This is a genomic window from Mycobacterium pinniadriaticum (assembly GCF_026242045.1).
GTDB lineage: Bacteria > Actinomycetota > Actinomycetes > Mycobacteriales > Mycobacteriaceae > Mycobacterium > Mycobacterium pinniadriaticum.
This window is the reverse complement of the sequence record NZ_JAPJDO010000015.1, coordinates 70,601-84,752: the sequence shown is the minus strand read 5'-3', so window position 1 is coordinate 84,752 and position 14,152 is coordinate 70,601. Positions and strand designations below refer to the sequence as shown.

12 protein-coding genes and 1 pseudogene are annotated in these 14,152 nt (G+C 67.4%); 9 read left to right on the top strand and 4 right to left on the bottom strand.

Translation table 11 applies throughout. The features are described 5' to 3' along the window. Positions 1–3: 3 nt before the first annotated feature. The 3 genes from ORI27_RS17820 to ORI27_RS17810 are packed head-to-tail and all read left to right on the top strand — an operon-like array spanning position 4 to position 3,892. Positions 4–1,569 (top strand): NADH-quinone oxidoreductase subunit M, encoded by a 1,566-nt coding sequence (locus ORI27_RS17820; RefSeq protein ID WP_265998304.1) that lies wholly within the window; start codon positions 4–6, stop codon positions 1,567–1,569. Beyond that, complete coding sequence (gene nuoN / locus ORI27_RS17815; RefSeq protein WP_265998303.1) at positions 1,566–3,131, top strand: NADH-quinone oxidoreductase subunit NuoN; 1,566 nt, start codon at positions 1,566–1,568, stop codon at positions 3,129–3,131. Before ORI27_RS17820 ends, nuoN begins: the two co-directional genes overlap by 4 nt. Continuing rightward, positions 3,131–3,892 carry an enoyl-CoA hydratase gene (locus ORI27_RS17810; protein WP_265998302.1) on the top strand — a complete coding sequence of 254 codons (762 nt, stop codon included), beginning with the start codon at positions 3,131–3,133 and terminating at the stop codon, positions 3,890–3,892. Before nuoN ends, ORI27_RS17810 begins: the two co-directional genes overlap by 1 nt. Here ORI27_RS17810 and ORI27_RS17805 read toward each other — a convergent pair. The 3 genes from ORI27_RS17805 to ORI27_RS17795 are packed head-to-tail and all read right to left on the bottom strand — an operon-like array spanning position 3,889 to position 5,587. After that, positions 3,889–4,080, bottom strand: a complete 192-nt coding sequence (locus ORI27_RS17805; RefSeq protein ID WP_265998301.1) for a hypothetical protein — start codon at positions 4,078–4,080, stop codon at positions 3,889–3,891. The genes ORI27_RS17810 and ORI27_RS17805 overlap by 4 nt on opposite strands. 2 nt (positions 4,081–4,082) lie before the next feature. Then, positions 4,083–4,970 carry an SDR family NAD(P)-dependent oxidoreductase gene (locus ORI27_RS17800; protein ID WP_265998300.1) on the bottom strand — a complete coding sequence of 296 codons (888 nt, stop codon included), beginning with the start codon at positions 4,968–4,970 and terminating at the stop codon, positions 4,083–4,085. Beyond that, positions 4,967–5,587, bottom strand: coding sequence for a TetR/AcrR family transcriptional regulator (locus tag ORI27_RS17795; RefSeq protein ID WP_265998299.1), 621 nt, complete (start codon positions 5,585–5,587; stop codon positions 4,967–4,969). The genes ORI27_RS17800 and ORI27_RS17795 overlap by 4 nt, the downstream gene beginning before the upstream one ends. A gap of 42 nt (positions 5,588–5,629) precedes the next feature. Between ORI27_RS17795 and ORI27_RS17790 the strand changes: the two genes are divergently transcribed. The 4 genes from ORI27_RS17790 to ORI27_RS17775 all read left to right on the top strand — a co-directional run bounded on the left by ORI27_RS17790 (position 5,630) and on the right by ORI27_RS17775 (position 10,377). After that, positions 5,630–6,772 carry a phosphotransferase family protein gene (locus ORI27_RS17790; protein ID WP_265998298.1) on the top strand — a complete coding sequence of 381 codons (1,143 nt, stop codon included), beginning with the start codon at positions 5,630–5,632 and terminating at the stop codon, positions 6,770–6,772. A 1-nt stretch (position 6,773) separates the two neighbouring features. Then, positions 6,774–7,886: a hypothetical protein gene (locus tag ORI27_RS17785; protein WP_265998297.1), complete on the top strand. Its 1,113-nt coding sequence runs from the start codon at positions 6,774–6,776 to the stop codon at positions 7,884–7,886. Between the two features lie 81 nt (positions 7,887–7,967). Beyond that, positions 7,968–8,948 carry a TIGR03617 family F420-dependent LLM class oxidoreductase gene (locus ORI27_RS17780; RefSeq protein ID WP_265998296.1) on the top strand — a complete coding sequence of 327 codons (981 nt, stop codon included), beginning with the start codon at positions 7,968–7,970 and terminating at the stop codon, positions 8,946–8,948. Between the two features lie 70 nt (positions 8,949–9,018). Continuing rightward, positions 9,019–10,377 carry a flavin monoamine oxidase family protein gene (locus tag ORI27_RS17775; RefSeq protein WP_265998295.1) on the top strand — a complete coding sequence of 453 codons (1,359 nt, stop codon included), beginning with the start codon at positions 9,019–9,021 and terminating at the stop codon, positions 10,375–10,377. On the opposite strand, the gene ORI27_RS17770 is transcribed toward ORI27_RS17775, so the two are convergent. Continuing rightward, on the bottom strand, positions 10,367–11,314 hold the full coding sequence (locus ORI27_RS17770) for an alpha/beta fold hydrolase (RefSeq protein ID WP_265998294.1): 948 nt from the start codon (positions 11,312–11,314) through the stop codon (positions 10,367–10,369). The two genes, ORI27_RS17775 and ORI27_RS17770, sit on opposite strands and share 11 nt — an antisense overlap. A gap of 194 nt (positions 11,315–11,508) precedes the next feature. Between ORI27_RS17770 and bluB the strand changes: the two are divergent. Beyond that, positions 11,509–12,086, top strand: a pseudogene (bluB, locus tag ORI27_RS17765) (5,6-dimethylbenzimidazole synthase). 73 nt (positions 12,087–12,159) lie between these two features. Next, positions 12,160–14,148 (top strand): Ig-like domain-containing protein, encoded by a 1,989-nt coding sequence (locus tag ORI27_RS17760; protein WP_265998293.1) that lies wholly within the window; start codon positions 12,160–12,162, stop codon positions 14,146–14,148. Positions 14,149–14,152: the final 4 nt, after the last annotated feature.

The window sequence follows — 14,152 nt, the reverse complement described above, 5'->3', positions numbered from 1 at the left end:
ACGATGACGAACCTCCCCTGGCTGACCATCCTCTGGGCGATCCCGGTGCTCGGCGCCGCGGTGATCATCGTGCTTCCGGCCTCGTCGCGGCAGTTCGCCAAGTACGCCGGCGTCGCAGTCTCGCTGGTGGTGCTGGCGCTGTCGCTTCTGCTGGCGGTGCGGTTCGACCCGGCCGGCGGGCAGTTCCAGTTCGTCGAAAACCATCCGTGGATCCCGTCTTTCGGCACCGGCTACATTCTCGGTCTCGACGGGATCGCGCTGGCCCTGGTGGTGCTCACCGCCGTGCTGGTACCGATCCTGCTGATCGCCGGCTGGAACGACGCCGACGACCGGCCCGGGCTGTCCGGCCGGGCACCACACAGCTACATCGCGCTGACGCTGGCCATCGAAGGCATGGTGATGATGTCGCTGGTCGCCCTCGACATCCTGCTGTTCTACGTCTTCTTCGAAGCCATGCTGATCCCGATGTACTTCCTCATCGGCGGATTCGGCGGGGCCGGTAGGTCCAAAGCCGCGGTGAAGTTCCTGCTGTACAACCTGTTCGGCGGGCTGATCATGCTGGCCGCCGTCATCGGGCTCTACGTGGTCACCTCCGCCAGCAAGGCGTTCGACGCCGGAACCTTCGACTTCCGTGCGATCGCCGACGCCGTCGCCACCGGGAAATTCACCATGAGCCCCGGCATCGCCAACGCACTGTTCGCGGGGTTCATGTTCGCCTTCGCCGTCAAGGCCCCGTTGTGGCCGTTCCACCGATGGCTGCCGGACGCCGCGGTGCAGGCCACCCCGGCGTCGGCGGTGCTGATGATGGCCGTGATGGACAAGGTCGGCACGTTCGGGATGTTGCGCTACTGTCTGCCGCTGTTCCCCGACGCGGCAACCTATTTCCGGCCGCTGATCATCGCACTCGCGGTCGTGGGCATCGTCTACGGAGCTGTCGTGGCCATCGGCCAGACCGATGTCATGCGGCTGATCGCCTACACCTCGATCAGCCACTTCGGCTTCATCATCCTGGGCATCTTCGTCATGACCAGCCAGGGACAGGCCGGCTCCACCCTCTACATGGTCAACCACGGCATCTCCACCGCCGCCCTGTTCCTGATCGCCGGATTCCTGGTCAGCCGCCGCGGCAGCCGCCTCATCGCCGATTACGGCGGAGTCCAGAAAGTCGCCCCCATCCTGGCCGGCACCTTCCTGGTGGCGGGCCTGGCGACCTTGTCACTTCCCGGACTGGCGCCGTTCATCAGCGAATTCCTGGTGCTCATCGGCACGTTCACCCGCTACCCGGCGTTCGCCGTGATCGCCTCGGCCGCGCTGGTGCTCTCGGCGGTCTACATCCTGTGGGTGTATCAGCGCATGATGACCGGGCCCGTCGCCGACGGCAACGACAAGGTTCGGGATCTGCGGCCCCGCGAGCTGTTGGTGGTGGCACCGCTGATCGCCCTGCTGATCGGTCTCGGGGTGTACCCCAAGATCGCCCTCGACGTCATCAACCCCGCGGTGACGGCAACCCTGACCTCGATTCACCAACCCGACCCGGCGCCCAAGGTCGCAGAGGGGATCCGTCCATGAACCCACCCAGCATCGAATACGGCCAACTCTCACCGATGCTGATCATCCTCGGGGTGGCCGTCGCCGGGGTGCTCGTCGAAGCGTTCGCGCCCCGCAAGAGCCGCTACCCCATCCAGGTCACGCTGAGCCTGGGCGGCCTGGTGGCGGCCTTCGTCGCCGTGGTCCTGGTGGCGCGCGATCTGCATGGCGGGGTCGGTCAGGCCGTGGTGGTCGGCGCTGTTGCCGTGGATGCGCCGGCACTGTTCCTGCAGGGCACGATCCTGCTGATCGGGGTGCTCGGCGTCTTGCTGATCGCTGAACGGCGGGTGCCTGCCGAATCCGGCGACAGCGCAGCCAGTTTGGACGCATTCACCGCCGACGCGTCGGCGGTGCCGGGCAGCATCGCCGAGAAGATCGCCACCAAGGCCGCGCTGGTGCAGACCGAAGTGTTCCCGCTGACCATGTTCGCCGTCGGCGGCATGATGCTGTTCCCGGCCGCCAATGACCTGTTGACGATGTTCATCGCGCTGGAAGTGTTCTCGTTGCCGCTGTACCTGATGTGCGGCCTGGCGCGGCGCCGCCGACTGCTCTCGCAGGAAGCCGCCCTGAAGTACTTCCTCCTCGGCGCCTTCTCCTCGGCTTTCTTCCTCTACGGCATCGCCCTGCTCTACGGCTACGCCGGCACCCTGAGCCTGACCGGTATCGCCCACTCCATAGACACCACCACCGACAACACCACCCTGGCCCTCATCGGCGCCGCCCTGGTCACCGTCGGCCTGCTCTTCAAGGTCGGCGCCGTCCCCTTCCACTCCTGGATTCCCGACGTCTACCAAGGCGCACCCACCCCGATCACCGCCTTCATGGCCGCCGCCACCAAGATCGCCGCCTTCGGCGCCATGCTGCGCATCTTCTACGTCGCCCTCCCCGGCCTCAACCACGACTGGCGACCCGTGCTGTGGGCGATCGCGATCCTGACCATGGCCGTCGGCACCATAACCGCGGTGACGCAGACCGATGTCAAGCGGATGCTCGCGTATTCCGCTGTGGCCCACGCCGGTTTCATCCTCACCGGAGTGATCGCCGCGAATCCCGAAGGGGTGTCGGCCACGCTGTTCTATCTGTTCGCCTACGGCTTCTCTACGCTGGGCGCCTTCGCGGTGGTCAGTGTGGTCCGCGACGCCGGCGGTGCCGAGGAGACCGGCATGGCCCGCTGGGCGGGGCTCGGCCGCCGATACCCGCTTGTCGGCGTGGTGTTTTCGCTGTTTCTGCTCGCCTTCGCCGGTATCCCGCTCACCAGCGGATTCGTCAGCAAGTTCGCGGTGTTCAAGGCGGCCGGGCAGGGCGGGGCCATTCCCTTGGTGGTGGTGGGTGTGATCGCCTCGGCGATCGCCGCATACTTCTACGTGCGGGTGATCGTGCTGATGTTCTTCACCGATCCTCCCGAGGACGCGCCGGAGGTGGTCACGCCCAGTTCGCTGAGCGTCGCGACGATCACGCTCACCGCGGCCATCACGTTCGCGCTCGGGGCTCTACCCCAGCCGCTGCTCGACCTTGTCGACCATGCGGCTAGATTCCTGACCTGATGATCCTTCTCAGCGATGACCATGGCGCCGTCCGGGTCTTGACGATGAACCGGCCCGAGGTGCGCAACGCGCTGAGCACCGAACTGTTCGAAGGGCTCCACGCCGCACTCGGCGAGGCCGACGGCGACGACTCGATCCGCGCCGTGGTGCTCACCGGAACGGATCCGGCGTTCTGCGCGGGTGTCGACCTCAAACAAGCGCAGAGCCTGGGCATGGACTACTTCGGCCGGTTCGACAAGATGAACTGCATGGACGCGATCGTCGCGCTACGCAAACCCGTCATCGGGGCGGTGAACGGACCGACGTTCACCGGCGGCCTGGAGATCGCACTGGCGTGTGACTTCCTGATCGCTTCGGAGCGTGCGGTTTTCGCCGACACCCACGCCCGGGTCGGCATCCTGCCCGGTGGCGGGATGACGGCGCGGCTGCCCCGGCTGGTCGGCTCCGGGATGGCCCGGCGACTGTCGATGACCGGCGAAGTGGTCAACGCGCACCGTGCAGAACGTATCGGGCTGGTCACCGAAGTGGTTGACCACGAACAGCTTCTGCCCCGTGCTCTCGAACTGGCGAACCAGATCGCGGAAGTGCCGGCACCGACCATGGCCGGCCTCAAAGAGATCTATCGCAGCGGCACCGCGGCGATCACCGGACCGGCGCTGAAGGCCGAACGCACGGTCGCCGGCACCACGATGGTGGACACCGGACAGCTGGCGGCCCGACAGCGTGAGGTCGCCGAGCGCAACAAACGGCAAATTCTCTAGCGCCCAAACCAACGTTTGGCCGCGAAAGCGCGAGTAGACAGCAGCATTACGTCGATCTCGGCGCGCTTGCACCCGTGCGTTCCCAGCAGGCCGGCGACCTCCAGACCCAGGCCGGTCGCACCACCGGTGACGAGAGCGACCTTCCCGGCCAACAGATCGGCCCGGAACGGGCTCGCCTGGTCACTCATCGCTAGCCCAACGCGGATGCGGTGTTCGTGAACGGCGCGAAGCTGCCGTCGAGCACCTCGAGGTGCCCGATCGTGCGGCCCGTCACGACGTTCGGGTCGACGAGCGCCAGTTCAGCGGCCGCGCGAGCGAACTCATCCTCGCCGGACACGTTGTCGAATTCGCTGCGGTAGTACGACAACCCAGGCGTCGGGATCGGCCGCGAGGGTGACAGCGCGTTGACCGCGATGTTGTGGCGCTGCAGATCATAAGCCGCGCACCAGGTCAGGTGCTCCAGCGCCGCCTTGGACCCGCCGTAGCCGGGCAGCACCCCACCGTCGAAACTCCGGTAGGGCCCATCACCCGGGACCCGCGAGGCCACCGACGTCACGTTGATGATCGACCCGACACCCGCCGAGAACATGTCCGGGCACACCAGCTGGATGAGCTCGTAGGAGGCCAACACCCCGATCTCGAAATGACGGCGATACGCGTTCGGCGGGATCGCCAGGAATCCGGGCCAATCTGCGTTGGCCGCCGCCGGCGCGCGCTTCGGCTTGGGCTGCTTCGGTGCGCCCTCCGGCTTGGGCGGGCGACCGGGAGCGGTGAACGCCGCGTTGTTGACCAGGATGGTGACCGGCCCGAATGCCGCACGGGCCTCGTCGACCAGGCGGGGCAGGTCATCGCGCTCCAGCAGGTCGGCCTGGATCGCCACCGCGCGCCCGCCGGCGGCTTCGACGGCCGCGACGGTCTCGCCGATGGTGCCCGGCAACCGTTCGTCCCACTGCTGCTCGGTTCGGGCCACCACCGCCACCGCGGCGCCCTCGGCCGCCAGGGCCAGCGCGGTCGCGCGGCCGAGCCCGCGGCTGGCGCCGGTGACGATGGCGGTTCGGCCGGCCAGTCGTCCCGTCATGGCATCCCTCTTCTCTGCAGCGCCACCCCGTGCACCAGGATCGCCGCCGTCTGGTCGACCCAGTTCGCGTCCAGGATGTCGTCCGGGCGCAGCAACAACCGCATCATCGTCGCACCACCGATCAGTTCGATGAGGCGTTCGGGGTCCACATCGGCGTGAACTTCGCGGCAGTGCACCGCTTCGACCAGCCGATCCTGGACCGCGGCGAACAGATCGGTGAAGCGGGCCATCACCCGCGCGTTCAGCTCGGGATCGGCACCCATATCGGCGATCAGACCGGGCAGGGCGGCCCGCACCACCGGGCTGGTGAAGACGTCCCGCGTGGCCTGCAGCATTGCCCGCACATCGGCGGCGATATCGCCCGCCGGAGTGGCCAGTGCGGTCGGCGCGGTCGGAAACGCGGCTTCGTGGACCAACTCCGCCTTGCTGGACCAACGGCGGTACAGGGCCGTCTTCGTCGTCCCCGCCCGTTCGGCGACCGCCGCCAAAGTCAGATTCGGATAACCGATTTCGACAAGCAGCTCCGCGGTCGCACGCAATATGGCAGCGTCGATACGCGGATCGCGGGGCCGGCCCGCGGTCCCGGTCTTGTCAAGCGGAGACGGGTCTGCTTTCATAACGCTACCCACCGTATCGTAATAGGGTTGGAGAGGACAAAGGTGACCAACCAACCGACCGTAGAAACCGAGCTCGGGCGATTGCAGCGTTCTGGTCGCGACGTCAGCACCGTTCCCACGGTGTTGTCGGAGTGGCTGTCCACCGTCATGCCCGGTGGCGTGAAGCCGGAGGTGACCGTCGAGAGCGGCATCGACTCCAACGGCATGTCGTCGGAGACCATCGTCCTGACCGGCCGCTGGGAGGAAGACGGCAAGAAGGTCGAGCAGAAATGGGTGGCACGGGTGGCACCCACCGCCGAAGACGTTCCGGTGTTCATCACCTACCGGATGGACCATCAGTTCGAGGTGATCCGGCTGGTCGAGGAGTTGACCGACGTGCCGGTGCCGAAGGTGCGTTGGATCGATCCGACCGACAAGGTTCTCGGCGCCCCGTTCTTCCTGATGAATCACGTCTCGGGCATCGTTCCGCCCGACGTGATGCCCTACACCTTCGGCGGCAACTGGTTCGCCGATGCGCCCGCCGAACAGCAACGCGCCCTGCAGGACGCGACGGTCGAGGTCTTGGCCAAGCTGCATTCGATCCCCAACGCGGCCGCCACATTCGGCTTCCTGGCCGAGGCCGTGCCCGAGGGTGACACGCCGCTGCGCCGCCAGTTGAACTGGCTCAAGGGCTGGTACGAGTTCGCCGTTCCCGATATCGGCCGCTCGCCGCTGGTCGAGACCGCGTTGCAGTGGCTGGAGGACAACTTCCCCGACGACGTCGCGGCAACCGAACCCGTCCTGGCGTGGGGTGACTCGCGGGTCGGCAACGTCCTCTACGAGGACTTCCGCCCAGTGGCGGTGCTGGACTGGGAGATGGCGACACTGGGCCCGCGTGAACTCGACGTTGCGTGGATCATCTTCGCGCACATGGTGTTCCAGGAGCTCGCTGGCCTGGCCGGGATGCCGGGTCTACCGGATGTGATGCGCGAGGAGGACGTTCGCGCCGCGTACGAAAAGCTGACCGGCGTCAAACTCGGTGACCTGAGATGGTTCTACGTCTACTCCGGGGTGATCTGGTGCTGTGTGTTCATGCGTACCGGCGCACGGCGCGTGCACTTCGGCGAGATCGAGAAGCCCGAAGACGTCGAGTCGATGTTCTATCACGCCGGGCTATTGCGCCGGCTTATTGAGGAGAAAGCCTGACATGCTCGGACCACTCGACGAATACCCCGTCCACCAGGCGCCATTGCCGATCGCCTGGCCGGACTCCTCGGACCGAAACTTCTACGACCGCAGCTACTTCAACGCCCATGACCGTACCGGGGACATCTTCTTGATCACCGGCCTGGGCTACTACCCCAACCTCGGGGTCAAGGACGCCTATGTCCTGGTCCGCCGGGGTGACACGCAGACCGCGGTGCACCTGTCCGATGCGATCGACTCCGACCGGCTCAACCAGCACGTCGGCAACTACCGCATCGAGGTGCCCGAGCCGCTGCAGAAGATCCGGATCGTGATGGAGGAGACCGAGGGCATGGCGGTCGACCTCACCTGGGAGGGCCTGTTCCCGGTGGTGCAGGAGCAGCCGCACATCATGCGCCAGGGCAACCGGGTCACCCTCGATGCCCAGCGATTCGCCCAATTGGGTTCCTGGGCAGGGCATATCGCCATCGACGGCGAGGAGATCACTGTTGACCCGTCGGTCTGGATCGGCAGCCGCGACCGATCGTGGGGCATCCGGCCCATCGGCGAGGCCGAGCCGGCGGGCCGGCCGGCCGACCCGCCGTTCGAAGGCATGTGGTGGCTGTATGTGCCGATGGCCTTCGACGACTTCGCGATCGTGGTCATCATCCAGGAGGCACCCGACGGCTTCCGCTCACTCAACGACTGCACCCGGATCTGGCGCGACGGGCGGGTCGAGCAGCTGGGCTGGCCGCGGGTGAAGATCCACTATCGTTCGGGCACCCGGATTCCGACCGGGGCGACCATCGAGGCCACCGACGCCTCCGGTGCGCCACTGCGGTTCGATGTGGAGTCCAAGCTCCCGGTCCCGATCCATGTCGGCGGCGGTTACGGCGGCGACTCGGATTGGATCCACGGCGTGTGGAAGGGCGAGAAGTTCACCGAGCGGCTCACCTACGACATGAACGATCCGGCGATTATCGGGCGTTCCGGCTTCGGGGTCATCGATCACGTCGGGCGCGCGGTCTGCCACGACGGCAACGCGTCGGCCGAGGGCTGGGGCCTGTTCGAGCACGGTGCGCTGGGCCGCCACGACCCGTCCGGCTTCGCCGACTGGTTGACGGTGGCGCCGTAATCCATTCGCCCAAACCGACGTTTGGCAGCGAAAGCACGAGTAAAACCCCGCAAAACGTCGATCTCGATCGCTAGGTATCCCGTGAAAATCCTGACGGCCCTGTACGGGCCCACTGATGCAAGCGACCGTGCGCGCGCGTTGCGCGATGCCGGGGCCAGCGGCGTGTTCACCTTCGAAGGCCCGCACGACGTGTTCGCACCGCTGACGCTGGCCTCCGGTGTCGGCGGGCTGGACCTGATGACCAATGTGGCAATCGCATTCCCGCGCAACCCAATGCAGTTGGCGAACCAGGCCTACGATCACCAGCTGCTCGCGCAGGGCCGATTCACACTCGGACTGGGCACCCAGGTGCGCGCGCAGATCGAGAAGCGCTACGGTGTCGCGTTCGACAAACCAGTGGCGCGGATGAGCGAGCTCGTCCGCGCGCTGCGGGCGATCTTCAACACCTGGGAAACCGGTGAGCGCCTGGACTTCCGCGGCGAATACTACCGGCACACGCTGATGACTCCGACGTTCAATCCCGGCCCGAATCCCTTTGGGCCGCCACCGATTTATGTCGGCGCACTCGGACCTCGGCTGACCCGGGCGACCGCGGAAGTCGCCGACGGGCTGCTGGTGATGCCGTTCGGCTCAAAGAAGTTTCTCCATGAGTCGACGATGCCGGCGGTGCGCGACGGCCTGGCCGCCGCGGGGCGAACGGAGTCGTCGTTCGCGGTGGTGCCGGAGATCATCCTGTCGGCGGGCGAGGACCACGACGCGACCCGGCGGTTGCTCGCGTTCTACGGGTCCACCCCCGCCTACCGTCCGGTGCTGGACATCCACGGGTGGGGCGAGCTGCAACCCGAGCTGAATTCGATGTCCAAACAAGGCAAATGGCTGGAGATGGCCGGGCTGATCACCGACGAGATGCTGCACACCATCGCCGCGTGCGGCACACCCGAGCAGATCGCCGCCCATATCCGTGAGCGGGTCGACGGCGTCGGCGATACCGTTTGCCTCTACCAGCCCGGCCCGATAGCGACCGAAACGCTGGCCGAGATCGTCGACGAGCTCGCCCGCTGACCCACGTCGAGATCGACGTATTGACGCGTTCCACTCGCACTTTTGCAGCCGTTTGTCGGTTTGGGCGGAGATGAGCAGCGACACTGGTGGGGTGGGTTACGACGTTGTGGTCATCGGCGCCGGTTTTGCCGGCTTGGTAGCGGCGCGCGAGCTGGTCAAAGACGGTTTCGACGTCGTGGTGCTGGAGGGCCGCGACCGAGTCGGCGGGCGCTCGAGCACGACCACCCTGGCCGGTGTCCCGGTCGACCTGGGCGCCACCTTCGTCGGCCCCACCCAGGATGCGGTGCTGACGCTGGCCAAGGAACTCGACTGCCTCACCGAGCCGACCTACTGCCGGGGCGCAAACCTCATCCGGTGGCGGGGCAAGGTGCGCTCGTATCGCGGGACCATCCCCAAGTTATCGCCGCTGGGGCTGCTCGACATCGGCCGGATCCAATGGCAGGTCGAGCGGCTCGGCCGGAATATCGACATCACCAAGCCGTGGACGGCGTCCCGCGCCGCCCGGCTCGACGGAACCTCGCTGGGCGGCTGGCTGCGCTCGGTCGGCGCCAGCTCCTCCTCGCGGGACCTGATGGCGATCATGGCGCGTGTGACCTGGGGTGCCGAGCCCGACGACGTGTCCATGCTGCATGCGGTCCGTTACGTCAAAGCCGCCGGCGGTCTGGATCGGATGCTCGACGTGGTCGGCGGCGCCCAGCAGGATCACTTCCCGGCCGGCACTCAACAGATCGCCGACAAGATGGCCGCCGAGCTGGGCGATCGTGTCCGGCTCAATGCGATCGTCTCCCGGGTCGAATGGTCCGACGACGCGGTGGCCGTGACGTCCTCCGGAGGCGTCGTGGAGGGACGGCGCGCGATCCTGGCGATACCGCCGGCACACCGCCAGGGCATCGACATCGCCCCACCCCTGCCGATCGGCTATCAACAGCTGGCCCAACGCTGGCCCCAGGGCGCCCTGAGCAAGGCCTACGCCGCCTACTCTCGGCCCTTCTGGCGTGACCAGCACCTGTCCGGCCAGGCGCTGTCCGACCAGGGTCCGGTTTTCATCACGTTCGACGTCAGCCCCGGCGACGACGGGCCGGGAATCCTGCTCGGTTTCGTCGACTCCCGCGGATTCGACGCGCTGACCCCCGAACACCGTCGTCAGACGGCGCTCGCCGGGTTCGCCGCGCTGTTCGGCCCCGACGCCGAGAATCCCATCGAGTACCTCGACCATTGCTGGGGCGCAGAGACTTTCGCCCCCGGCGGGCCGACGGCGGCGGTGCCGCCGGGGGCCTGGACGGAATTCGGCCCGCTGCTGCGCCAGCCGGCCGGTCCGCTGCACTGGGCCGGTACCGAGACCGCCGATGAGTGGACCGGGTTCCTGGACGGGGCGGTGAGCTCCGGGCAACGCGCGGCAGCCGACGTCGCCGCGATCCTCAGGAGCTGATGCGCCGCTGCGCGGTCACCGATTCGGTCAACGCCCGCAGATGCCGGTTGACCACCGCGGGGTGTTCCAGGATGGCGCAGTGCCCACCCGGGATCTCCACGAGTTCGACCAGGTTGGGGGCCGCTTCGGCGATCTTGCGGGCCTGGCACATCGGCAGGAGGCGGTCCTGGGAGCTTCCGACGACCAGGGTGGGGACGGTCAGGCCGGCCAGGTCGATGTGGCGCGGGCCCATCTCGTCGACGAGCACCCGCGCCCACGCTCCACGCCCGGCGGCCGGCGTGGCGGCGAACAGGTCGTGGATGAGCTCGGCCACCGCGGGGTCGGCCCCGGCTCCCACGGCCATCAACGTGACGAACCACCGGCTGCCGGGCTGGGCGCCCCGGATCAGCGGGGCCCCGCCGAACATCTTGATCATCCGGCGCGCGGCCAGCGACCGGCCGCCTGCCAGCATCGGCGGCACCCGCAGCAGGTTGATCTCTTCGAGCAGGTCGCCGGTGGTCGTGTTGATCAGGGCGACGGCGTCGGCACGATGGGCGACCCGGTGCCGGTAGCGATCCGACCAGGAGCTGATCGCGATCCCGCCCATCGAATGACCGGCGATGACCGCCCGCTCCCCGGGGCGAAGGGTCGCCGACAGCACCGCGTCCAGGTCACCGGCCAGGTGACCAAGGCTGTAGGCCGATCGGTGTGCCAGCCCGCTGCGACCGTGTCCGCGGTGGTCGTAGGCGATCACCCGGTAGTCGCGGGACAGGTCGTTGATCTGCTCATGCCAGACCCGGATGGCACAGGTGATGCCATGCGCCAGCACGATCGGGTAGCCGTCCTCGGGCCCGAAGACTTCGGTGTGCAGGCGGGTGCCGTCGGCGGCCCGGACCTCGACGGTACGGCTGGGCGGCAACGTGGGACCGCTGATGACGGCCGCCTGGGACGCTGACATGGCCCGCTCCTCGCTCGGCGCGGCAGCGCTGCCACACCGGAAACATCAGAGTAACCATCGCGGCGCGGCCGAACCGCGGGGCCGCGCCCGTCGTTACCGCGCCGTCCCCTCTCTAAGATGACCCGGTGACCGACCACGCGTTCACCGCGCAGGAGCGGCGCGCCGTCTACCGGGTGATCAACGAGCGCCGCGACATGCGCCGGTTCAGCCCGGGCACCACGGTGCCCGAGGGGCGGTGCTGGCCCGCCTACTGGCGGCGGCGCACGCCGCGCCCAGCGTCGGTCTGATGCAACCGTGGCGGTTCATCCGCATCACCGACGAGGGATTGCGGCACAAGATCCACGCCCTGGTCGACGAAGAGCGCCGGCAGACCGCCGCCGCACTGGGCGAGCGGGCCGAGGAGTTCCTGGCGCTGAAGGTGGAAGGCATTCTCGACTGCGCCGAACTGCTCGTGGTCGCCCTCGGCGACGGCCGCGCCGGCCACGTCTTCGGCCGCCGGACCATGCCGCACATGGACCTGGCCTCGGTGTCGTGCGCGATCCAGAACCTGTGGCTGGCGGCCCGTGCCGAAGGTCTCGGGATGGGCTGGGTGTCGATCTTCGATCCAGCGCGTCTCGGCGAACTACTGGAGATGCCGTCCGAAGCCGAACCTGTCGCGGTGCTCTGCCTGGGCCCGGTGCCCGACTTTCCCGACCGGCCCGCTCTGGAGATCGACGAATGGACGTTCGGCAGACCGCTGGCCGAATTCGTCAGCGAGAACCGTTGGGGTTGAACCGGTCTTTCCGGTGCAGACTTCCGCTACGCTACGACTCGTAACTGAACACGATGTCGTGCGAGGAGCCCCGATGAATCCGCCCGCCGAGCGATTCCGACCACATCGCTGCGGCAGGTATATCGGCAGGGTCGGCGCACTGGCACTGTTCCTCGGCGTCGGCGCTGCGGTCACACCGGCGGTGGCGTCCGCCGACACCGCCAGATCCCCGTCGCACTCGTCGGCCGCACATGCATCGGCATCAGCACACTCTGCCAAGAGTGCTGCGGTGCAGGGCCATTCGGCGCGCTCCCGCGCCCAGACCAACAACACCGTCACCGCATCCGGGACGGCATCGGTCCGCCGGGCGGCCAAGACCACACCGGCCGGCAAGGCGGATCCCCTCGGCGTGCCCCGACTGCCCTCCCCCGAAGTAGTGCTGTCGGCCGCCACTCAGTGGCTTCGTCGCCAAGCCACCGCGACGCTGTTCAACACCACGCCGACCACCGCGTACGACCCGACCCAGAACAGCGAGTCCGACACCGGCGTGGTGTCGGGCAACCTCAACGCCGTCGATGCCGAGGGCGATCGCATCTCCTACGTCATCACCTCCGCGCCGCAACAAGGCAGCGTGGCGATCAACCCCGACGGCACCTTCGCCTATGTACCCGACGACGACCTCGCCACCGCCGGTGGCACGGACAGCTTCACCGTGCGGGTCTCCGATCGTGCCGGTAATCCGCTGCACGTCAACCTCGCCAACATGATCAACCCCGATCCGTCCAGCGGCCGCACGCAGGTCGACGTCACCGTGGATCCGACCGCCACTCCGCCATCGGATCAGGTGCAGATGGAAGCGCTGGCCATGCAGATCGCCAGCTCCCGGCAAATGCAGTTCGCCAAGAACATCCTGCGGCCGGTGTGGCTCACGCTGGGGGTGTTGAAATACCTGCCGGCGGGTGGCCTCAGCGCCACCAACATCGCACGCCTCAACCAGGATCTGGACGAGTTCACGTTCGGGGTTGCCATGCGCGTGGTGAACACCGATCCCTACCGGCCCGAGATCCTCACCTACGAGATCCCGCCCCATAACTGGGGCCTGTTCGACGTACCGGGTGGACGCTGGGCCTACGACAACCCCGACTCGATCTACCGCACGATTCCGGTCAAGGCCAACTCGTCCTATGTGATCACCGGCAGGTTCGTGGGCGACCCACCCAAGGATCTGAACTTCTCGGTGTACACCAATGCCGACGTCACCAATTCGGTTGACAACATCGGCATCCACGACCTGGTGGTCAACCCCGACGGCACCTTCACGATCACCGTGAACTCGTCGCTCGACGACGGCCAGCCCAATCACCTGCACCTGACGTCCGATGCGCAACTGGTGTTCATCCGCGACACGCTGGGCGACTGGACCGCGTCACCGGTGGAACTCTCAGTGGAGCGAGTGGAGGGCCCGGACGCGCCGCCGGCCAAGTCCTACGCACGATTGGTCAAGGGCGCCACCGAGATGATGCTCAATTCCGGTATCGGGCTGTACAGCCTGATGCTGCTGCCGTTCATCCAGCCGGTCAATTCGCTGGGCAAGCCGACACACACCTTCGGAACGCTGGCGACCCAACGCCAGAGTTCGACACTGTTCCATCTCAGCGACGACCAGGCCATGGTCGTCACGGTCACGCTCGGCGATGCCGGCTACTTCACGGCACCGGTCACCGATGCGTGGACCATCACACCGGACTACTGGAACCACCAGAGCAGCCTGAACTCGTCGCAGGCCATTCCGAACGCGGACGGCTCCTACACGTTGGTCATCTCGAATACCGATCCCGGCGTGGCGAACTGGGTCGACACAGCCGGACTCAACCAGGGCAGCCTGTTCGTCCGCTGGCAACTGCCCGGAACCAACCCGGATGCCGGAGCGCCGACGGTGACCTCCCGCGTGGTGCGCCTCGAGGACCTGCCCTCGGTGCTGCCCGCCGATACCGTGTCCGTCACGCCGGAGAAGCGCGCAGAACAGCTCGCCGACCGCCAGCAGGCCTACGAGTCACGCTTCGCCCGGTTCCTGACGATATAGCCGG